At 50.0% G+C, this 22,408-nt stretch carries 15 protein-coding genes and 3 pseudogenes; all 18 read left to right on the plus strand.

The features are described from left to right. A pseudogene (locus AC1DLI_RS26730) lies at nucleotides 1-272 on the plus strand (hypothetical protein); the annotation flags it as partial. A gap of 212 nt (nucleotides 273-484) precedes the next feature. Further along, nucleotides 485-1,444 (plus strand): annotated as a pseudogene (locus AC1DLI_RS26735) (sigma-70 family RNA polymerase sigma factor); the annotation flags it as partial. Between the two features lie 66 nt (nucleotides 1,445-1,510). Beyond that, a complete protein-coding gene (locus AC1DLI_RS26740; RefSeq protein ID WP_477607565.1) occupies nucleotides 1,511-1,936 on the plus strand; it encodes an SRPBCC family protein in 426 nt (141 codons plus the stop codon). A gap of 163 nt (nucleotides 1,937-2,099) precedes the next feature. Next, nucleotides 2,100-2,207, plus strand: a complete 108-nt coding sequence (locus AC1DLI_RS26745) for a DUF3221 domain-containing protein (RefSeq protein WP_477607567.1) — start codon at nucleotides 2,100-2,102, stop codon at nucleotides 2,205-2,207. Between the two features lie 202 nt (nucleotides 2,208-2,409). Beyond that, nucleotides 2,410-2,943 (plus strand): P-loop nucleotide/nucleoside kinase family protein, encoded by a 534-nt coding sequence (locus AC1DLI_RS26750; protein ID WP_477607569.1) that lies wholly within the window; start codon nucleotides 2,410-2,412, stop codon nucleotides 2,941-2,943. Nucleotides 2,944-3,052: 109 nt separating this feature from the next. After that, nucleotides 3,053-3,539 (plus strand): annotated as a pseudogene (locus AC1DLI_RS26755) (sigma-70 family RNA polymerase sigma factor); the annotation flags it as partial. 331 nt (nucleotides 3,540-3,870) lie between these two features. After that, nucleotides 3,871-5,712 (plus strand): PrpR N-terminal domain-containing protein, encoded by a 1,842-nt coding sequence (locus tag AC1DLI_RS26760; RefSeq protein WP_477607571.1) that lies wholly within the window; start codon nucleotides 3,871-3,873, stop codon nucleotides 5,710-5,712. Between the two features lie 106 nt (nucleotides 5,713-5,818). Further along, nucleotides 5,819-6,010 (plus strand): 2-keto-3-deoxygluconate permease, encoded by a 192-nt coding sequence (locus tag AC1DLI_RS26765; protein WP_477607573.1) that lies wholly within the window; start codon nucleotides 5,819-5,821, stop codon nucleotides 6,008-6,010. A gap of 46 nt (nucleotides 6,011-6,056) precedes the next feature. After that, nucleotides 6,057-7,373, plus strand: a complete 1,317-nt coding sequence (locus AC1DLI_RS26770; RefSeq protein ID WP_477607575.1) for a four-carbon acid sugar kinase family protein — start codon at nucleotides 6,057-6,059, stop codon at nucleotides 7,371-7,373. Beyond that, nucleotides 7,366-8,388, plus strand: coding sequence for a 4-hydroxythreonine-4-phosphate dehydrogenase PdxA (gene pdxA, locus AC1DLI_RS26775; protein WP_477607577.1), 1,023 nt, complete (start codon nucleotides 7,366-7,368; stop codon nucleotides 8,386-8,388). The genes AC1DLI_RS26770 and pdxA overlap by 8 nt, the downstream gene beginning before the upstream one ends. Before the next feature lie 278 nt (nucleotides 8,389-8,666). Further along, complete coding sequence (locus AC1DLI_RS26780; RefSeq protein WP_477607579.1) at nucleotides 8,667-10,391, plus strand: hypothetical protein; 1,725 nt, start codon at nucleotides 8,667-8,669, stop codon at nucleotides 10,389-10,391. A gap of 226 nt (nucleotides 10,392-10,617) precedes the next feature. Further along, a complete protein-coding gene (locus AC1DLI_RS26785) occupies nucleotides 10,618-11,283 on the plus strand; it encodes an aspartate/glutamate racemase family protein (protein WP_477607581.1) in 666 nt (221 codons plus the stop codon). A gap of 28 nt (nucleotides 11,284-11,311) precedes the next feature. Then, nucleotides 11,312-12,583 (plus strand): ribulose-bisphosphate carboxylase large subunit family protein, encoded by a 1,272-nt coding sequence (locus AC1DLI_RS26790; protein WP_477607583.1) that lies wholly within the window; start codon nucleotides 11,312-11,314, stop codon nucleotides 12,581-12,583. After that, nucleotides 12,580-13,992: a four-carbon acid sugar kinase family protein gene (locus tag AC1DLI_RS26795; protein ID WP_477607585.1), complete on the plus strand. Its 1,413-nt coding sequence runs from the start codon at nucleotides 12,580-12,582 to the stop codon at nucleotides 13,990-13,992. The genes AC1DLI_RS26790 and AC1DLI_RS26795 overlap by 4 nt, the downstream gene beginning before the upstream one ends. Nucleotides 13,993-14,147: 155 nt before the next feature. Continuing rightward, nucleotides 14,148-15,563 carry an FAD-linked oxidase C-terminal domain-containing protein gene (locus AC1DLI_RS26800; protein ID WP_477607587.1) on the plus strand — a complete coding sequence of 472 codons (1,416 nt, stop codon included), beginning with the start codon at nucleotides 14,148-14,150 and terminating at the stop codon, nucleotides 15,561-15,563. Continuing rightward, entirely contained in the window at nucleotides 15,556-16,923 is a 1,368-nt protein-coding gene (locus AC1DLI_RS26805; protein WP_477607589.1) for a (Fe-S)-binding protein, read from the plus strand. Before AC1DLI_RS26800 ends, AC1DLI_RS26805 begins: the two co-directional genes overlap by 8 nt. A 468-nt stretch (nucleotides 16,924-17,391) precedes the next feature. Next, a complete protein-coding gene (locus tag AC1DLI_RS26810) occupies nucleotides 17,392-21,333 on the plus strand; it encodes a glycosyl hydrolase family 2 protein (RefSeq protein ID WP_477607591.1) in 3,942 nt (1,313 codons plus the stop codon). Next, nucleotides 21,330-22,325, plus strand: coding sequence for a glycoside hydrolase family protein (locus AC1DLI_RS26815; RefSeq protein WP_477607593.1), 996 nt, complete (start codon nucleotides 21,330-21,332; stop codon nucleotides 22,323-22,325). The genes AC1DLI_RS26810 and AC1DLI_RS26815 overlap by 4 nt, the downstream gene beginning before the upstream one ends. Nucleotides 22,326-22,408 lie beyond the last annotated feature (83 nt).

The raw sequence follows: 22,408 nt of genomic DNA on the forward strand, positions 1-22,408 counted from the left end.
TAGCTGCTGCTAAGAAATATAAGATTAACAATACTACATTGATGAAATGGCAACGTCGCTATAAGCTGTACGGTTATGAAGGGCTGGAGCGCCGTACACATAACCGAAGTTATAGTGCTGAACTCAAGCTTCAAGCAGTGAAAGATTACATTGAGGGGAAATTGTCTAAGTACCAGATCATCGATAAATACAAGAGCTGTACGGTTATGAAGGGCTGGAGCGCCGTACACATAACCGAAGTTATAGTGCTGAACTCAAGCTTCAAGCAGTGAAAGATTACATTGAGGGGAAATTGTCTAAGTACCAGATCATCGATAAATACAAGATCTCCAGCACAACACAGCTCTCCGAATGGATAAAGAAGTATAATGGTCATAGCAGCTTAAAAGCCTACAAAGGGGAAGCAAAAGCAGCCTTTTCGCCTTGTGGCTGCCGGATGATTCGAATATGATGAAAGAAGGACGTAGATCGACCTAAGGAGGCGAAGATGAACGAAGCTGCTTTTGATATGAAGTTATTTGAGAGCTACAAGCCGGGGTTAACCTCGTATTGTTATCGAATGTTGGGATCCATTGATGATGCGGACGATGCTGTACAGGAAACCTATATTCGGGCATGGCAGAGCTGGGATCGATTCAGACAGGACTCATCCATTAAAACATGGATCTACCGCATAGCGTCGAACTTATGCCTGGACAAGCTGAGGCAAGCGAAGCGCCGTACGCTTCCCGTTGACCTGTCCGACCCAGCGGTCAAGATTGTCGAACCGAACGCAATGCTGCCAGACTCATCCTGGATTTGGCCCTCACCCGAATTTGGAGAAAATCCGGAAGATGCTCTCGTTCGCAAGGATACCCTTCAGCTCTGCTTTATCGCACTCTTGCAAACCTTGCCGCCTCGTCAACGCGCGGTTCTTATTCTGAAGGATGTCTTTGAATGGTCTTCGAAACAAATTGCGGAAACGTTGGGAATGTCGCCGGCAGCGGCGAACAGCGCCCTGCAACGAGCCAGGGAGACGATGGACCGAACGCGGCTTCGCTCCGACGAATTTAGCAAGATGGATGTCAATCCCGACCAAAATCTTCTCTCGCGGTATGTGGAAGCGTTTGAGCAATTCGATATCCATGCGCTTGTGTCGTTGTTCCATGAGGAAGGTTGTATGTCCATGCCGCCTTTCGCCATGTGGATAAGCGGGCAAGAAGATTTGTCCGCGTTTTTTGCGCTTACGCGCTGGCATTGCGAGGGGTCCAAATTTTTGCCAACTACAGTGAATGGCGGTTATCCCGCTCTGGCGCAGTATGTGCCGGGTAAGGAGGCATCCAGACTGGTGCCTTGGGGCATTCACGTGATTGAAGTGAAAGATAATCGGATATTCCATGTTCAAAATTTCATAAATGCAAAATTATTTTCCCGATTAGGGCTTCCGGAACAAATAGACCGATGAATTCGGAGATTGGCATTCGTCTATATTAGTGAGAAACAAAATTCCCGTAAAGAGGTGTCCTTCACAATGGAAACAAGCAATCCAACGAAAGTAACCGTAGAGACCGTCGTTCAAGCCCCTGTAGCAAAAGTATGGAGCTATTGGACCGAGCCGGAACACATTACGAAGTGGAATCAACCTTCCGAGGAATGGCATGCGCCAAGAGCGGAGAACGACTTGCGGGTCGGCGGCGGATTCCTGACAAGGATGGAAGCGAAGGATGGCAGCATGGGTTTTGATTTTAGCGGAATTTACGACGAAGTGAAGCTGCATGAGACGATTGCCTACACATTGGGAGACGGACGGAAAGTGGATATTGCGTTCGTCGATCAAGGTGAGGCCACTAAGGTCGTTGAAATCTTCGACGCCGAGAGCACTCACCCCGTTGAATTCCAACAGGCGGGTTGGCAAGCGATTATGGATAGTTTCAAACGATATACGGAAGCATCATAAGAATAAATCGAGGCGCCCATTAGGGCGCCTATAGTATATGACATCGTCCTACTTTCTCTATGTTTGTCTTAAACCTTCCGTGCCACTCTAACTGTCAAGTGACAAGGACTTTAGCTCATTAATTGCCGCGTAAATCGCGGCACTTTTATTTTATGGGGTAAGGTTGTTACAAAAAGTACGTTATTGGGTCGACGGCGGAGTTGACGAATCTTTTCCTGCACAGGCTAGCGCTAAAGAAATAGAGATAATTAAAGAACAAGGGCAGTATTAACTTTGGATTTTTTTGTATAATGGTACTGAACTAATGGGGAACTATACCTTAACTTTTACCAGAACGAGGCTGCCGGTATAAATCAGCAGCCTTGTTGAACTAACTTGCAGGGTAGTTGAGTAATCTATTTATCAGATGTGATGAAATTCTAGTAACTTTTTTAGCGGAGGTTTTTAGATAGATCATCTTGGAGGGGGAAAATATGTTTGAAAAGTCGAGCATTGATTATTTGATTGATCGAGAAGGAGATAGTAATTCTTCTTTAGTCGTATTAATGTGTGGAATAGCTGGTTCGGGAAAAACAACCTTCTCTCAAAATTTAGAAAAGGATGGTTTCGCACGTCTTTCTATTGATGAAGAAGTATGGTCTACGAATGGTCGCTATGGAATTGATTATCCAGCTGAAAAATACAGGGAGTATTTGGATGAAGCGCATATAGGATTACGTAATAAATTAGTAAAGTTGATACATGAAAAAAAACAGGTTGTGGTTGACTCTAGTTTTTGGCAACGGTCAGAAAGAGATGAATTTAAACAGCTTATTGAAAACTCTGGAGGTAAATGGAGACTTATTTATCTGAAAGTACACCCTGATGAATTGCGAAAGCGCCTCAAGATACGAAGCCAACGATTTGATGCAAATGCAGCTTTTACTATAACTGAAGAAATTTTAACCACCTTTCTTAATGGATTTGAAGAACCAATCAATGAGGGGGAAATTGTTATAGCAAATTAGATAAAAAAGTTCCATATGCCATTTATGGAATAGAACTTTTTTATTCAACGCATTCGTGGGCAGAGATTAGGCCTTGTTTTGTTTTTACATCGAGTTGTGTCCACAACGTCAAAAATTCGACAATAAAGGGGCGGATCTCAAGGATCTAATCTCGATCGATACGATTGGATTGATCAAAGCAATTGAGAGCTTCCAAACCGGGAAAGACACGAAGCTCGCGACACTCGCGGCTCGTTGTATCGAAACTGCGGTCTTTGAAGTAGACACGGAAGGACGTTTCTTTACATGATCCGATTGGCACGGACAACGAAGGAAACGATATTACGCTGATCGATATCCTCGGCACCAAGGCTGACGAAATCGTGGATAAGGTGCAGTTGAAGAAAGAGAAGAGCTAGATTTATAAGAATTTGGAGACACTCGATGACCGCGAGAAGGAAGTCGTGATTGGCCGTTTTGAGCTGGAGCACTGCGGGGATGAGCGGACGCAGCGGGAGATTGCGAAGGAGCTTGGGATCACACGGAGCTATGTGTCACGGATTGAGAAAAAGGCGTTGATGAAGCTTTATCACGAGTTTTATAAGACGAAGAGGTAATTAATAATCTTCATAATGTCCGTTTTATGAAGCAAAGCATAAAGTAAAGCCACGTCATAGGTCGTGGCTTTTTTATGTTAGAGAATTTCTTATGGTTTCTCTTACAGCAGGTGCTTGCAAGCACGATCAGGGAAGAAATACAGACAGTTATGGCTTGATAGAAGCTGATCAGATTTCGACGCAGGTTATGAGAAAGTCTTATACGCAGCAGTTTTCACATTGAGATAAAATCTTTTGTATAAACGGTACTCTCCTTTCATGATGTGTATAATTAATAAGAGTTGTTTAATTTTGCAACAGTCCATAATTGATCATAAAGCGAGGTTACAAAATGAAAATCAAAGTGTTGGCGATTGCACCATATCTTGGTTTGAAGGGTTTGCTGGAAAGTTTATCACAAGAAGAGCCGAGGATCGAGATGGACATTGAAGTAGCCGATCTCCAAAATGCGATTCCAATCGTCACCGGAGATAATGCACGTACATATGACATAATCATCAGCCGCGGGGGAACCTCTTCCATGATTAGAGAACATATTTCAACTCCGGTTGTGGACATTCCCGTCTCAGGATACGATATTYTGCATGTGCTTACCTTAGTCAAAGACTCCAGCACTAAGGTGGCTATCATCGGCTTCCCTAATATATGCCGCGGGGCAGCGGCCGTTTCGAGCTTGCTCGATTTTGAAATTCCGATCTATTCAATTGAGCATGAAACCGAAGTTCACACCGCGCTGCAAACGGCTTTCAATCATGGCGCAAAAATCATTCTTGGAGACGCGATTACGGTTCGAACGGCCGAGGAGATGGGGTATAACGGCATCCTTATTACTTCAGGCCGAGAATCCGTGCTCGAGGCACTTTCGGAAGTGAAACGCATCTATGACGCTCTATTGAAGGCCCGAGAAAACGAACGTTTTTTTGAGCATATGCTAGAGAATCACCGTACGGGCGTACTTGCGTTAGATAACCACGGCGTTATTCGTTATGCAAATCATGCTGCATCGTTATTATTAGGTTACGATAGTTCGGTCATGCGCGGCATGAATCTTAGAGGCATCGATCCGATTTGGGGTCATTATTTGGAAGAAGTTGCGAAAAACGATACAGTCTCTGAAAATCAGCAAAAAACAAAATGGTTTTATAAACGCCAAATGAAGGTTGAATTTGTCATGCCTGCCATGGCAAAAGAACAAACCTATTTAGTCTATATGTATCCGCTGGAGAACCACGGTAAAAACCCTATTTCAAGCACCTTTGAAGTAACCGGCCGAATAGCCACTTTTGCTCAGGTAATCGGTTCGAGCATAACAATTCAGCAAACTGTCAAACGCGCCAATTCGCTGGCCCAAACGGAAAAGCCTATCTGGATTGTCGGGGAAGCCGGTAGCGGGAAATCGTTATTTTCTCAAGCGATCCATTCCGCCAGCGCGCAGAGTGGCGATGCATTATACGTCATACCATGCAATAAGTTAACGGAATCCGAACAAGAGTCTATTTTATTTGGCAATGAAACGACGCCGGGGCTGCTCTACATGGAATCGGTTGGTACGGTTTGCCTCCAGCAAATCCAGCATACCAGTCAGTATTTGCAGCAAAAGCTGCTGGCCGCCATGCAAGGAGGAGCCCATCCGCGCCTTATCGTCACTTCCCTGCTGCCAGTAAAAGCCTTGTTAAAAAAAGAAGAACTGGCCGCCGATTTTGTACATCTATTCGCCAATACGAGCTTACAATTACCGCCGCTTCGAGAGCGTCTGGAGGATATCGGAGAAATAGCCCGCGTCTTAATCGCCAATTACAATTCCCGTCATGGCAAGCAAATTGTCGGTATACGGCAGCCTGTGTTAGAAGACGATCTCAAGCAGAAGCTATGGCCGGGCAATATACAGCAATTGAAGCTGGTCTTAGAGTGCATTTTGTCGGTTACGAATGGAAATTATATTGGCGCCAATGAAGCTGCTGAAGGATGGCTAAAAGTAAGGGAGTCCATACAAACGGAAACTGCCAGTCATAATGTGCTTTTAAACTTGTCGGGCACCTGGGAGGAAATCGAAAAGAGAGTCTTATGGGAAATCCTGCAACACGAAGGCATGAATCAATCCAAAACGGCTAACCGTTTAGGCATCAATCGCTCCACTCTTTGGCGAAAGCTTAAAAATATGTTGCAATATTAAACAATTATGATATTGTTATGCAACATTCAGCCCCTTATAATAATCGTATAAAGTGAATATTTTTTAAAGTGTTGCAAAATAAAGCGATTATTTAAATTCGTTTTTTATGTTTCCATTCTTCTCCTTTGCACTTGGCGATGGCCCTAATCTCCATACGTTTTGGAAAGCAAGCTTCTTAGACGTATTACCCAGCCTCTCTATCGTTATAATTACGGGTGTAACCTTGCTGTTTACAGACCGTTTAATCGGCGGAAACGGAATTGCCAGATTCCGGGGAGCTGGCCTCCGGGACCTTTAAACACCCTATGAAACACAAGAATGATTTGCAAGGAGATACCACATTTATGAGGCAAATCGCAATTATTGCAGATGATTTAACCGGAGCGTCAGACTCGGGCGTGCAGTTCGCAAGAAAAGGCTTTGAGACCCAGGTCATTTTTAATATTGATCATTTTTCTACCAGCACGCAGGAAATAGAAGTCATTGTTCTCGATACGGATAGCCGGTCAGTTTCCGGGAAAGTGGCCTATCAGAAGGCAAAGGTAGCTGCGGTTCAAGTCAATCAACTAGGCTTTAAGCATGTATATAAAAAAATGGATTCTACGCTGCGAGGTAACTTAGGCACAGAAATAGACGCCGTCGCGGATACCATCCCAGTGGATTTTACAGTTGTAGCGCCTGCATTCCCGAAACTAGGCAGAACAACAAGAAACGGCATCCATTATATGAACAATGTACCGATCGCTCAGACTGAAGTAGCAAGAGATCCCAAGTGTCCTGTTACGGAATCAAACTTAGTAAAGCTGCTCGCTTCCCAATCGAAACGGAAAGCGGGACTAATCCCGTTAGAAACCCTTCGTGCAGGCAAGGAAGCCGTTTTGTCCCAAGTAAAAGCTTTACTTCAGAAACAAATTGAAATACTTGTGTTTGATTCTGTTTCGGGAGAGGATATGCAACAAATCGCCGAAATCATGGCGGTAAGCGAATATCGGATTCTATGGGCGGGATCGGCAGGTCTCGCAGATTACCTTCCAGAGGCGCTGGCTTTATTGAGCAGCAGCAGTAAAGCCTTAAATTCGGTTATATCCGTCACCAATAAGCCCGTACTTTTAGTTGCGGGCAGCATTTCTAAGGTAACCCGAAGTCAGGTTGCCGCGTTTAATCTAAGTCCGCAGGTGACAGCCGTGGAGTTTAATACGGTTATGGCCCTTACCTCTGATGAGGGCTGCTCCAAGGAAATCGAGCGATGCAAGATGGAGCTCCTGACGGCTATAGCTGCAGGTTCAGATGTGTCTCTTTATGCAAGCTCCTCTCCCGAGCATGTCGAATTATCCAAAGCGGTTGGCGCCGTAAGAGGATTTGATTCTACGGAGGTTTCCAACCGGATCGCAGCTATATTGGGTGGAATTGCTTCCGGAATTATTCGAGAGATTGAACTGCAAGGCGTTATTCTAACCGGCGGGGACACGGCTAAGGCGGTATGTAAGCATCTGAGCGTATCCGGCATTCAGCTCATCAGTGAGGTTGAACCGGGAATTTCATTGGGACAACTCGTTGGGAGCACGCCGTTGTGGGTAGTCACGAAAGCCGGTGCTTTCGGCAATGAAAATAGTTTGGTGCATGCTAAAGTGGCTTTGAAGGGAGGACAATCAAATGAATAGACCAATAATAGGAATTACAATGGGGGATGCTGCAGGCGTCGGCCCTGAAATTATATTGAAATCCCTGCTTGATCCCCTTGTATATGAATCTAGCAGACCTTTTGTCATCGGCGATTCGAAAATCATGGAAAGAGCTGAAGGTTTTGTCCAAACAGGACTGAAAATCCGTAACATTCAAACCGTCACGGAGGCTCAATTTCAATTCGGCACGGTTGACTGTCTGGATTTGGATTTGGTTCCGGCCGACCTCCCGATCGGACAAGTGTCTGCCGAGGCTGGACATGCCTCGTTCAGCTTTTTGAAGAAAGCGATCGAGCTTGCAAATGCCGGTGAGATAGATGCGATCTGCACAGCGCCATTGAACAAAGAAGCACTTCACAAAGGAGGACATATTTATCCGGGTCACACCGAAATTTTGGCCGACTTGACCGGTACAAAGGATTTTTCGATGATGCTGTCCGCTCCAAAGCTGAAGGTCATTCACGTCACAACACACGTTGGCATTATCGATGCCATTAAGATGATTAATCCGGAACGCGTTTATAAGGTCATTCGCATGGCGCATGAAACGTTGCAAAAGGCAGGCCTTACCGCTCCGAAAATCGCTGTCTGCGGCATTAATCCACATGCCGGAGAAAATGGGCTGTTTGGTTATGGAGAAGAAGAAGAAAAAATAATTCCCGGCGTCAAACTGGCTCAAGAAGATGGCATTCATGCGGTTGGGCCCCTTCCAGCCGATACCCTGTTCTTCCGTGCGACGCGCGGTGATTTTGATATCGTCGTAGCGATGTACCACGATCAGGGACATGGCCCTATTAAAGTGCTTGGACTTGAGGCTGGCGTTAACATTACCGTCGGTCTGCCTATTATTCGGACCAGCGTAGACCACGGCACCGCGTTTGATATCGCCGGCAAAGGAATCGCTGACGAGCAAAGCATGAAGGAAGCTATCCGCCAAGCGATAGAGTTAGCTCCTAACCGCGTATATCATCATCTTCCTTGGAGCAAACAATGATAACGTTGCGATAAGTTCCAATAGTTCATATGTTTAACTAGGCTTGGCATCGCTTTCATCCGCATAAGCTGCATCTCGGGCAGAACGGGTTTCGGCTTTTGTTTTCAGAGGAGGAGGCTGTCCTCTCCGAGGAATTGACCGATACAAGGCAACGCTTGACGGAAGGATCTCCGGATCTTCATGCTCCGGGTGTCCCGCTAGACAGTTCTTGGACGGTGCGTTTCGAGGCTTGAAAAAAACTGCTATAACGCAGAAAAGTATGAGGAGGAGGAAATGAAATGGCTAAGCGTCCAATACCGGATACGTTGATGCTGGAAGAACGGGCTGCCCATGCTCTGAATGCGATGGTGGGCATTGCGGATAGGGATTACGATTATGTGCCGTTCTTTGCGGCAAATTTAATGGCTAAGCCCGCTTACATGACGCATGGAGATTGGGATTACGGTTCCTCCCACGGCCGGATGATCGACGGGATGATCCTTGCAAGGCATATGTCAGGTGAAACGTTCGGACAGGAGGTAGAGGAGCGATATCGCTCCAACTTGCTCTCCTTCTTTAAGGAAGACGGAATGAGCTACCGCCAGTTGAATCCGGTACACAAATGGGAGACGAATGCGAATCTGATCGATCAGCGTGCTGTGATCCTGTCACTGACAACCTGGTACATGGAATCGGGAGATCAGAAGGCTAAGGAAGCTGCGGATCGTCATGTTGCGGCACTTAAACGGATCGCGATCAAGGAACGCGACATCTGGTATTATCCGGCTTCTGAATATAAGGAAACGGGATGGCCGTCCAAGAATGCCATCCAACTCCGGCTTGCTCCGGACCCTGCTTCTTTCTGCGGGAGACTCATTATGCCACTGCTGAAGTACCACGAATTAACGGGGAACCAGGATGCGTTTGAGCTCTGCCAATATTTCACTGCGCTCATTACGGAAAGAAGTCGTGTATTCCTTGAAGATGGGAGCTTTAATGATTCTCCAGCCTACCGCAGCGGACACTTCCACACCCGTTTGGGTACTTTGGACGCGATTGCCCGTTTCGGTGAGTTCACGCGCAACGCAGCGATGATTAGCTGGGTTAAGAAGAGCTATGATTGGGCGCTAACGAAGTGCACCGCATTCGGCTGGACACCAGGCGACCTTCACGAGCAAGCTTATGAGCACGAAACCTGCTCTTTAGTGGATCTGATCGCGACCGGGAGTACGCTCGCCAAAAATGGTTACGTGGAATATTGGGGAACCGTTGAACGGTTTATCCGGAACCATCTGGCGGAATCTCAACTGCTGGACTTGAATTGGGTAGAGCAATCTGCGGACAAGTTGAGGGACATTCACGCAGATCGCTCCTATTACAAGGTTGCGGATCGAACGCGGGGAGCCTTCGCCGGATACTCTGCTCCTAACGACTTCTGCTGTGACGTAAATGAAGGACGCGGCCATACGAACGATTTGCAAATCTGCTGTTTAGGGTCTGGAATGCGCGGTTTGTTCATGGGTTGGAGTAATAGTATTACGGAGCAAGAGGGCATGATCAACGTGAACTTCCTGCTGAACCGGGGTTCAAAGTGGCTTGACGTTGACAGCTACTTGCCGCACGAAGGCAAAGTCGTGCTTCACATCCATCAGGATCTGCCGCGGCTTACCGTCCGAATTCCTGAGTGGGCGGGATTCACAAAAATCAACGTTGCCCGCAAACGAGGCAATACATTGACGGAAGGCAATGGAAAAGATCCAAGCAGCTGGATTAACAAGTGTTTCCTGTTACTCGGTCCCGCATATGAAGGAGAAACAATTACGATTACGTTCCCGCTGAGCTTTCGAACAACACAGGAGAATGCAGTTGGTCAAGTATTCGATACACAGTGGCGCGGTGATGATGTTGTAGACATCAGCCCAAAGGGACGACAAAAGCCGCTGTACAGCGGGCGTGAAGTATATGATCATGCACCGATGCGGATGGGCGATTATCGGAGACTGGATCGTGAACTTGTCTGGTAGAGTGGAAAGCGGCATGAATTTCTGGAGGTAGATATTCAGGTCTCGAATGAAGTGACCGTGCAGCGGCTTCTCCGTACTGCTTGAGAACATGGGAATCTGCAGAACGGAATTCGTTCCGCAGATTCCTCTTTTTTTTGGAAGTGCAGAATGAGACCTCTGGAGTGCCGATACGAGTCGCGTTCAAAAAAACAGGCAGAACTTTCGTCATTTGGGAGGAAAGATTGCAATGAAAAGGACAATTGTAGCGATCTATACGGGCCAAGGCCTTGCAGATCCGTTGAAAAAGGTATTCAACGAGCTCTTGCCGGACTGCCGACTCGTTAATATCATCGATGACAGCCTGATTTATGACGTCGTACAGGCTGGAGAGGTCACTTCACAGGTGTCCGGGCGGCTGTTGAACTATTATCAGAACGCGGCGGAGCTTGGGGCCGACGTAATTTTGAATACCTGCTCGTCGGTTGGTGAGGTGGTAGATCGAGCAAGGCCATTTGTATCCGTGCCAATCGTGAAGATCGATGAGCAGATGGCTCAGGAAGCGGTAAGGCGCTATTCCCGCATTGGCGTCATTGCGACCTTGCCGACGACGCTGAATCCAACAATGGCCTTGCTGCGTTCCCAAGCAGAAGCAACTGAAAAATCCATTGAACTGGTGGATGGTCTGGCGAAGGGAGCATATGACGCGCTGGTCAGCGGCAAGCCGGAGGAGCACGACCGCTTAATCACGGAAACGGCGGCGAGTATCGCTTCTTCGGTGGACGCTATTGTGCTAGCGCAAGGCTCGATGGCAAGGATGGAAACAGCTCTTAATGAGAAAACCGGCAAGCCGGTATACACCAGCCCGTATTTGGGCGTAATGGCGGTTAAACGGTTATTGGAGGCGCTTGAATAAATCGATAACAGATTGCGAGGTGTATAAATTGGAAACAAAACGTATAATAGCCACTTATTTGGTCGAAACCCCGCTCACGCTTGAGCAGGCAGCTGCGTCCATCGCAGGGGAGCAATCAACCGGAACATTCACAGCAGTGCCTGGCGAAACGGCGTCGCTTAAGGATCGTCATGGTGCCCGAATCGAGTGCATCACACCTTTGGAACAGGTCGGGCAGCCTTCGCTGCCCGGGGCGGTTTTACCGAATGGCCATAACGGTACCTATTCACGCGGAGAAGTCGTTGTTTCTTTTCCGCTTCATAATTTCGGACCGTCGATTCCGAACCTGATGGCTTGTGTAGCCGGTAACTTGTATGAGCTGCGCGATTTATCGGGGTTGCGGCTTCTAGATTTGGAGCTGCCGGATGACTTCGCGGCCTGTTACCCGGGGCCGCGTTTCGGCATCGAAGGGACACGACGGTTAACCGGGGTTTACGATCGACCGATTATCGGTACGATCATCAAGCCGAGTGTAGGTCTAGGTCCGGCGGATTTAGAGTCACTTGTGTATAAGCTGGCGATATCGGGACTTGATTTTATTAAGGACGATGAATTAAATGCGGATCCGCCTTATTTTCCGCTTCAGGATAAAGTGGTGACGGTCGCGCGGGCGATTGAGCGGGCAGCCGATGTGACGGGCCGTAAGGTGATGTATGCCTACAATATTACGGGGGACATCGATGCGCTGAAACGCAACCATGATCTCGTGGTCAAGGCAGGAGGCAGTTGTGTCATGGTCAGTATGAACAGCGTTGGAATCGCGGGTCTCGCTTATTTGAACACCTTTAGCGAGGTTCCGATTCACGGTCATCGGAATCAGTGGGGGATGCTGACGCGACATGGGCAGCTTGGTATGGACTTCCGGGCATATCAGAAGCTGTGCAGGCTCGCGGGTGCTGACCATCTGCATGTCAACGGATTAGGTAGCAAGTTCTATGAAACCGACGATTCTGTCGTGAGGTCTGTGCAAGCATGTATGCAGCCGTTATTAGGCGGTTATGCGACGATGCCGGTCCTGTCGTCGGGACAATGGGCGGGGACAGCAGCGGTCACGTATGAACGGACGCGCACGGTTGATGTAATGCATCTCGCTGGAGGCGGTATTCTCGCTCACCCGGACGGCCCTGTCGCTGGCGTCGAGAGCATGAAGCAAGGCTGGGAGGCTGCGATACGCGGTATTCCTGCTGAAGATTATGCGAAAGATCGAGTCGAGCTGCGCCGCGCCTTCGACAAATTTCTACGTAAGGATCATGCGCAATGAACAACTTAGACGTAATGAAGCAAAAAAATGAACGACTGCTTTGCTACTATGGCGACGATTTTACCGGCTCCACAGATGTGATGGAGGCTCTGGCCATGAATGGCGTGGAGACGGTGCTGTTTCTTGAGCCGCCATCAGCGCAGCTTCTAGCACAACGGTTTCCGAACGTGGAGTGCTTTGGCGTTGCCGGAGTCAGCCGAACGATGACGCCGGACGAGATGGAGCGAGAGCTGCGACCCACGCTTGAACTGCTGAAATCGTATGGGACGGCAGTCGTGCATTATAAAATATGCTCGACCTTCGATTCTTCGCCCCGCGCAGGCAGCATTGGCAAGGTGCTGGAGATGGGCCGGGAGATCTATTCTCAGCGCAGGTATGTGCCGATTGTGGCCGGTGTGCCGATCCTTAAGCGATATACAGTGTTCGGCCATCATTTTGCCGCTGCCGGAGCGGATGGCGAAACGTATCGGCTTGATCGCCATCCCACAATGTCCCGTCATCCCATTACGCCGATACATGAATCGGATCTTCGACTCCTTCTTCGGCAGCAAACCGAATTGTCTGTTGCTTTAATGGAGCTGCCGGCATTGGATGGTGAGGCCGAGAAAGTAGCGGCTAGGCTCGAGCAGCGGCTAGAGAATAAGGAGACAGCTGCTGTCCTGTTCGATGTGCTTGATGTCTCGCGCTTGGAGACGACAGGCAGGTTGATTTGGCAGGAAGCGTTAGATCAGCAGATGAGCTTATTTGTAATCGGCTCCTCAGGCGTCGAGTACGCGTTGACCGCACATTGGGCAAGTGAGGGGCTCGTTGACCGGGATACTATTCAATTACAAGCACCAGGCGAAGTTGATCAATTGTTGGTCGTATCGGGGAGCTGTTCGCCTGTTACGCAATCGCAAATCGAGTGGGCTTTGGGGCAAGGCTATGCCGCCATTCAGGTGCCAGTGCAGGATTGGCTGGAGCCAAAGCGAGCGGAAGAGTCTAGACAGGCGCTTCTGAAGCGGGTACTACCGCTCCTGGAAGAAGGCAGGAATGTTATTCTTTATTCCGCTATTGGTCCGGAAGATCCAGCAATCGAAGCGCTTCGGAAGGTATTGAATGTTCATGTTCTGGAACCAGCGGATTCCGGTCGTATTATTGGAATGCAGCTTGGTAAGTTGACCCGGGATATTTTGCAGGCGTCCGGCCTGCGCAGAATTTTGATTGCGGGCGGTGACACTTCCGGCTATGTGACACGTGAGCTGGGGATCTATGCAATGTCGTGTATAAGCACGATTGTCCCGGGAGGTCCGCTATGCCGTTGTTATGCAGAAGACTCCCGAATGGACGGGCTTCAGCTTTCGCTTAAAGGCGGGCAAGTTGGCGGAGCCGATTATTTTGAGCGCGTTAGGCGAGGAGGGTTAGCATGAACAGCATGGTCAAAGCATTACCGGATTGGGAGAACCTGCAAATGCTGACGCCCTCGGGTGGAGTTTGATGTCACGGATTTCTTGAAGCCAGGGAACAATCGCTTGGCCGTTCGCGTCATCAGATGACCTGACTAATAATTGGGCGGAGGGAATGAATGTTAAACGTTAACATTGTAAGACGTCTGCGTTCGATCGTCGGAGCAACCTATTATAGAGACGATATGGAAGCATTGGTCGCACATTCCTATGATGGTACACCGATGCTGCAGGCGTTGCCTGACGGAGTTATTTACCCCGTTTCTACACAGCAGATTGCTGAGATTATGACTATATTATCTGAAGAAAAAATACCGCTTGTGACCCGCGGGTCAGGTTCGAACTTATGTGGTGGTACAGTCCCGGTACAGGGCGGAATTGTGATGGTCATGCATTGGATGAACCAGATTATTGATGTCGATTTAGAAAATCTCACTGCGACTGTTCAAACTGGATTAATAACGGCCGAATTTACCGCTCATGTCGAATCATTGGGTTTGTTTTATCCACCTGATCCTAGCAGTATGCGTATTTCTACAATTGGGGGCAATATCGCGGAATGTTCCGGCGGTCTTCGAGGATTAAAATATGGAACAACAAAAGAATATGTCATTGGTCTTAAAGCAGTATTGCCGAACGGAAGCATCATCCGTACCGGGGGAAAGCTAATGAAGGATGTAGCTGGCTACGACTTAACCAAATTGTTAGTCGGATCGGAGGGAACGCTTGCGGTTATAACAGAAGCAACGCTTAAACTCATTCCACCTCCAAAAGCCAAAAAGACGATGCTCGCGATGTACCGTGATCTCTATGGTGCAGCACGTACGGTGTCCAAAATTATTGAAGATCGAATTATTCCAGCGACGCTAGAGTTTATGGATAATTCGACAATTCGAGTCGTCGATGATTTCGCTAAGCTAGGGCTGCCGCATGACATGGAAGCCATTTTATTGATTGAACAGGACGGAGATCCTGAGACCGTTGAGCGCGACATTGAGCGGATTAGAGAGATTTGTATGCTTGAGCAGGCTGACCGAGTTGAAGTGGCAGCGAACCGTGAGGAAGCGGAGAAGCTGTTAATGGCTCGGAGGAGCGCATTTACCGCTTTGGCTCGGCTAAGACCCACGACAATACTCGAAGATGCAACAGTACCTCGATCCAAAATTGCCGACATGGTGCTTAGGATCAATGAAATTGCGCAGAAATACCAGGTTACAATTGCCACTTTCGGCCATGCAGGTGACGGTAATCTTCATCCTACGGCCATGACAGATGCAAGGGATACGGAAGAGATACATCGAGTAGAATTAGCCTTTGCTGAAATTTTTGAGGCTGCTATCGAGTTAGGAGGCACGATAACCGGAGAACATGGTGTGGGAATGGTAAAGGCACCTTATCTCGAATGGAAGGTGGGTGCAGCAGGCATGGAAGTTATGCGCGGTATCAAAGAGGTATTTGATCCTCACCATATTCTGAACCCTGGAAAAATATTTGCAAAAGAAACGAAAAAAAGGGTGGTTCTGCAGCATGGCTAACGCTGATGATATGACCAAGCCTAATATCGAACACAGTAATCCACTGTCACATACACTTCTGATAAAGATGGATTATGATCAATTAACGAACTGCATGCGTTGCGGGTTCTGTCTTCCAGCTTGTCCAACTTTCCGGGAAACAGGCGTAGAATCAGAATCACCGCGTGGTCGTATTGCGCTTATGAAAGCGGTTGTTGATGGGCTGATGGAGCCGGATGACAGATTCAAGGAACAAATGAATCACTGCCTTGGCTGCAGGGCATGTGAACCGGTCTGTCCTGCGGATGTGAAATATGGACAGCTCATTGAACAAGCTCGTGATGCCATTGAGGACCATAATGATCATAGTCTTCCCGTTAAAGGTATTCGTAAATTATTATTTAACCGAGTTTTTCCGCATCGAAATAGATTGAAATGGCTGGGGCGTTCCTTGCATTTTTATCAGAAATCGGGATTGCGGCGTGTGGCTAAAGGAACTGGTATTATGCGGTTATTCCCTGATTACTTGCGAGAGATGGAAGAGATTTTGCCAGAGGCAACCGCTCATGGAGTAGTCGAGCAATTGGGAAACTTCTTTCTAGCCAAAGGAGAAGCGATAGCAAGAGTAGCTCTTTTCAGGGGTTGTATCATGGATGTAATGTTCGCGGGAACGAATGTGAATTCAGTGGAGCTATTGTCAGAAGCAGGATTCGATGTGATTATACCTAAAACTCAGGTCTGCTGCGGAGCGCTGCATGCACATAGCGGAGAGATGGATTCCGCGAGAGAGCTGGCTAAGAAAAATATTGCAGTCTTCAAGGAGACAGGCGTTGACTATATCGTTTCGAATGCTGGTGGCTGCGGAGCGCTGCTGAAGGAATATGACCATTTACTTCATAAAGATGAGAACTGGCGTGACGACTCAAGCTGGTTTGCATCGCGCGTGGTCGATATCAGCTATCTTGTGATGGAAAAGGGACGTATTCCAACTTTTACGGAGAATCTTGTGAATAACAAAGAAGAGAAAATTCGAATTACTTATCAAGATTCCTGTCATCTTCGCAATGTAATGAAAAGTTCAGCGTCCCCAAGGCAATTGATGAAGCAGGTAACAAACGTGGAATTCATTGAAATGAAAGAAGCGGATCGCTGCTGCGGTTCTGCAGGTATATATAATGTTACTCAGCCAGTAATGGCGGGGCAACTATTGGAGCATAAGATGGTGCTTGCTAAGCATACACAGGCTCGATATATGCTGACAAGCAATCCTGGTTGTTTACTCCAAATGAAGCTTGGAATTGAGAAGCATAAGCCCGATGAAAAGATGGAGGCTATGCATATCGTCGATTTTTTGCATGAGAGAATGGTTAAGTCCGAGTAAAGTCATTCATCTATATGTCTCAAGTATATAAGAATAATCATGGAGGAGCCGTATGCGATGACCGCATGTCCGGATCTGGGAGAAGCCTATGCGCACGCGCATAGGCTTACTCGATTTTCATGTTAAAACCATTTTTGACCCTAGCGAGCTATGTCGTAAGTGATCCGACCGCTTTTGAGACAGCCCCACGCTTTTTACAAATACAGCAATCGTTTTGCAGGGCTCAATCTCGCGTGTCATTATGTTTGCCAAACTAGTTTCGCAAAATGGATCGAATGTGCCGTTATCCATGGACTCTTTCAAAAACCCCCTATAAAGACGGTTGAACTAGCCTATATACGGAAGCCTGAAACCGTGTAAAGTGGTTGTCAAACGAGCTTCCGGAGAAGGCTGCGAAACTGCAGAACCGAATTTAATATATCGGTTGAACCGGGAAAAGATGAGCAATAGGAGAGGAGAGGATAACACATGGTTTCGGGCTTGGCACATATGCGAGATCGTTTTACGGAGCCGGATCCGCATTACGGACCGGTGCCGTTCTGGTGGTGGAGCGGCGAAGAAGTAACGGAAGAGAGAGTAAGGTGGCAGCTTCAGAAGTTTCGGGAGGGAGGCCTTCGCAACATCGGCATTATCCATCTGGCGCCGACTGGCCCGCAATACGGTTCCTGCGGGGATCGTCCCGTCTACATGAGCGAGGAATGGTGGACATTGTTCGAGGTCGCGCTGCGGGAAGCCGAGCGGCTGGGGATGAGGTTGTGGTTCTACGATCAAATCGGGTTCTCCGGTGCTAACGAGCTTGCGCGACTCGTGGCGGAGAAGCCGGAATATGCCGGATACCAGCTGCGCAGGTACCAGCTGCCGGAGGAATTGCCTTCTGGCTCGCAACTCTTGCTGGAGACGGGCGAATACCGTTATGCCGCAGTGCGTCAAGGCTTTAACTGGCTTGATCCGCGGGCGTCGGCTGCTATGCTAGACCGGATACACGGCGAGCTCGAAAGGCGCTTTCAAGGCGACTTAGGGCGTACGATCGCAGGCAGCTTCCAAGACGAGCTTCCTCCGCTGCCGCTATGGTCGCCGGATGTTCCGGTCATTTATGGCGAACGTCACGGCGAGAATTTGATTGATGCTCTTCCGGCGATGTTCGACAATATTCCCGGAGCTGCCGACGTCCGGCGCCGCGTCTATGCGATCGCGGCGGAGCTTGCCGAACGAGCGTTTTTCATTCCTCTAGGAGACTGGCACCGGAAATACGGCATGCTGATCGGATGCGACCAAGCCGGACCGGCGCGCAGGGTTGACGTTCATGGCGCGCAGCGGTTATATCTCGATTATTTCCGGACTCACCGCTGGTACAACTCGCCCGGAGCGGATATGGACGGGGATTCGAAAGCCCATTCCTCAATCGTCCATCTGAACGGCGGATCCCGCGTATGGTTGGAAGCTTTTCATTCCAGCGGCTGGGGCGGAACGATCGAAGAAACGATGCACTGGCTGGTCCCGTGGCTGCAGTCGGGGGTGACGCTGTTCAGTCCTCACGCCGTTTATTATTCCACCCGCGGCGGCTGGTGGGAATGGGCGCCGCCGGATACGGGCTGGCGTCAGCCATACTTTGAGCACTACGGCGTATTCGCGGACACGGTCAGCCGGGTATGCCGCTTGCTGAGTGAAGGGAATCACGTGGCTGACATTGCCGTTCATTATCCTTCTTACGCTGCGGTAGGCTATCTGTCGCTTGACGATGTAAAGCCTTTCGAGCATCCGATGGCAGCTTCTAACCGCGACCCTAATGAGCGAATTACGCAGCTGCGGAAGGCGTACTTGAGCATAGCTGGATCCATTCACAGGAAGGATACCGAAGCGTATTCCGACTCGCTTCGCAAACGTAAGCTTGACTTCGATATCGTGGACGACTCCATTCTCGAAAGAAGCGACGTCCGGGACGGAAGACTGGAAATTTCTGGAGAACATTTCAAGGTGCTGGTACTTTGCGGGACCACTGTAATGAACGCGCCTGCTCTTTCGAAAGCGCAGGCCATGGCGAAGCAGGGCGGGCTGGTCGTCGGGGTGGATGTGCCGGAGGAAGAGCGCAGCTCGCTTCCGGGCGCCGTGTTTGTCAGCTCGGCGGAGGAAGCAGCTGAGCTCATCGACCAAAAGCTGGAGAAACGGGTGGAAGGCCCCGGCTTGTCGCTTCATCGGCGAACGGACGAGGCGGACATCTTCCTCCTGCTGCCAGAGAATGGCACGCTGCTTCGGATGCACGAGCCGGCGGATGAGTCCGCTCGGCCTCTTACGGCAGCTGCTTATCGGCTTCGAACAGCAGGTGTTCCGGAGCTATGGGATCCGGTAAGCGGCCGGAACGAGCCCGTCGCTTATAAACGCGAAGGAGATTGGATTTCCCTTGAGGCGAGCTTCGACCATTGGCCGGCCGCGTTAATCGTCTGTCCCGAAGCGTCCGCTATGAATCCTAGCAATCGAGCGGCGGACGAGTTTTCTGCGTCCGCCCCGGTCGTAGGCGACCGAAACGAGGTCGTCCCTTCCGTGACAGTCACGACCTTGGGGAGAGCACGCTTCCCTGCAAATCCGGACGCATGGTCGACCGACAGAGGAGAGACCCGGACGCTGGACAATTGGCGCGTCCGGATCGAGGCGACGCTGGACAACCGGTACGGCGACTTCGACCTGCACAACGACCAGCGTGGTCTTATGCCTCCCGAGCGGCGCATGATGCTAATCCGTACGGAGCAGCATGGCGAAGACGGGGTGACGGAAGGCTGGCATATGCCGGAGTTTTCCGAAGCGGGCTGGGAAGATCGGCTGTGGAGCGAATCAGCTTACTGGCATGTCCATAAGGGGGAGTCCTTCGATCCGAAAAAGGCGCAGCCTCTCGTATACAGCACGGTGTTCGGCGATTTGGCATTCCGTTCCTGGGCTGGGCGGATGGGCCGCGTGCCGCGAAGATATTTGCATCTTGGCCAAGCTTCCAAGGGTGAGTTCGTATGGGCCGTCACGAACGCCGTTACCGCAAAAGAAGGGCGCTACTGGATAAGGGTGGAAAGCAATGCCGAGCTAATAGGCTGGATCAACGGGAATGACGTCGAATGGAGCGGAGGCCCTGAGGAGAAAACGGCATGGACCTGGCTGAAGGAAGGCCCGAATACGGTCATGTTGCGCGCGGAAGCCAGATCGAACGGGATGCTGCGTGCCGGAATCGAAATAAACGAAAACGCTGGGGATCCGCTGCCGAAATGGCTTTTCGTCGGACAGCCAAATCCCGAATCTTGCTTGCGAATGAAGCTGGCGGCTCCTGCGGATCGCCCGGTGAACCGCGTCCGCGTCGTATTCGCCGCGCGAGGGAGGGCCGTGCTGCAGGTGAACGGCGTATCCATTACAGAACACGGAGACTTCAATCCGTATATTCGTCAGGGACAGGAAGAAGTCGATATTACGGCCTATTGGCGCGAAGGCATGAACGAAATCAAGTTCCTGCTGCCAGAAGGCAAAGGCGAAGTGTTCGCGGACGGAAGAATCGAGCTGCTGGGCGGCGGAGTGATCCCGTTCTGCACCGGCCCAGGCTGGCTGGATGAACAAGGACATGCTTCGCATGTCCTTCATGCTGGGGTGCTGCAGTTCGCCGAGACGGAGTCATTATGGATAAATGACCGACCTCATCCTCTTCCCGGCGTCGGCTGGCTTATGCCCGGCTCAGTACCGGAGAAGCCACCTATCCCTTTCGTTTCGGATGTTGACGCGATCGGCCGGCCGGTCTGGCTCAGGTTCCCTCTGCCTGCCGGCGCGCATCGGCTGCGCCTGGAGACAAAGGGCCGTGTGCGCTTATGGATCGGAGGAGAAGAAGTGCGATTTGCAGGAGGCGGATCCGTATTCACTGCGCAGGATGCGGGAACGATGGCCGTCGTACGGATTGAACCGGACGGCGCTATGACGGAAGCCGCCGTTTTGAGCGCGCCTGTGCGGTTCGAGACGGTCCCTCACCGCGGGGAGCTCGGCGACTGGCGGACGGCGCTTCATCTGCCTCATCACAGCGGAGCTGTGGAATACGAGACGAAGCTGGAATTCAAGGAGGAAAGCGCGGTTACGCTGGATCTGGGCCATGTCAGAGGGACCGCGGAAGTCTGGGTGGACGGCTCTCCGGTCGGCGTCCGCGTGTGGCGCCCTTACCGTTATGCGATAGGGACGCTGTCAGCAGGCTCGCACTTGCTGCGTATACGTGTTACAAATACGCTTGGCACGCATTACGAGCACGGTCGTCCGACCAGTCTCGTCGGCGCGAATCCGGCCGTCACTTATTGGGACAAGACCCATCGGYCGGAATGGCAGGCTTCTTTTCCGACAGGAGGTTTGTATGGTCCCGTGCGCGCATCGATCACACAACCGGGAGATGATGGAAATTGAATATCAATAATTGGCTGACGCCTTATAAATGGAGCAGGCCGGTGCTGGTCGGCTCCGGCGAGGAAGGCGCTTTCGACTATCATGCGGTCGATTGCCCTTTCGTGTTCCGCCACCATGGACGTTTCTATATGATGTACGTCGGCTACGACGGAACCGGCTATCAGACGGCTCTTGCAGTTAGCGACGATCTGCTGAAATGGGAACCCCAATCGACGATTTTGCGCCGGAACGATGGTTCGAGCTGGGATTCAAGGAACGTTGCGGGAACTTGGATTTTGCGGGATAACGAGATGTATGGGCCGGGGACGCTGAAAAAATGGAACGGCAAGTATTGGCTAGCCTATCATTCCTATCCGGGAGAAGGATACGAGGAAGGCTCCGCCAAAATCGGTCTGGCTTGGACGGAGGACGAGAATTTGCTTGAATGGCATCGCCTGCCTGATCCGATCCTGACGCCGGAGGGAGGCGAGGCGTGGGAAAGAGGGGGGCTCTACAAGGAGTGTCTGCTGGAGCATGAAGGGACATTTTATTTATTTTATAACGCCAAAAACCAAAACCACGGACGCTGGATTGAGCAGACCGGGCTTGCCACTTCGAAGGATTTGATCCATTGGACGAGGCATAAAGATAATCCCGTTATCCGAGTGACGCCGAATGCGTGGGACAGCGGGTTCGTCAGCGATCCATGCGTTCTTCGGGACGGAGGACGCTGGGCCATGTTCTTCTTTGGCTACGATTACAAGAAAGCGCAGGAGGGAATAGCCTATTCGGGCGATCTTCTGAATTGGACGAAGCATTCCGAGCCGATCATCGCTGTCGGCGAAGAGGGAGACCTTGACGAAGTATATGCCCATAAGCCTTCCGTCATCGCGCATAATGGCGTTTTATATCACTTTTATACGGCATGCAGAAAGCCTCAAGTAGGCGATAGGACCTGCAATTTTTTCCCCGAATACCGGACGATAGCCGTCGCAACATCACAGAAGCTCTGAACGGGTCCGGTCCAATGCTTGTCGTCATTTCCGACGATTGAGTAATCAGGCTGCCGCTTCCAAGCGGCCAATAAGGAGGAACG

This window comes from Paenibacillus sp. 01T443, from assembly GCF_056398325.1.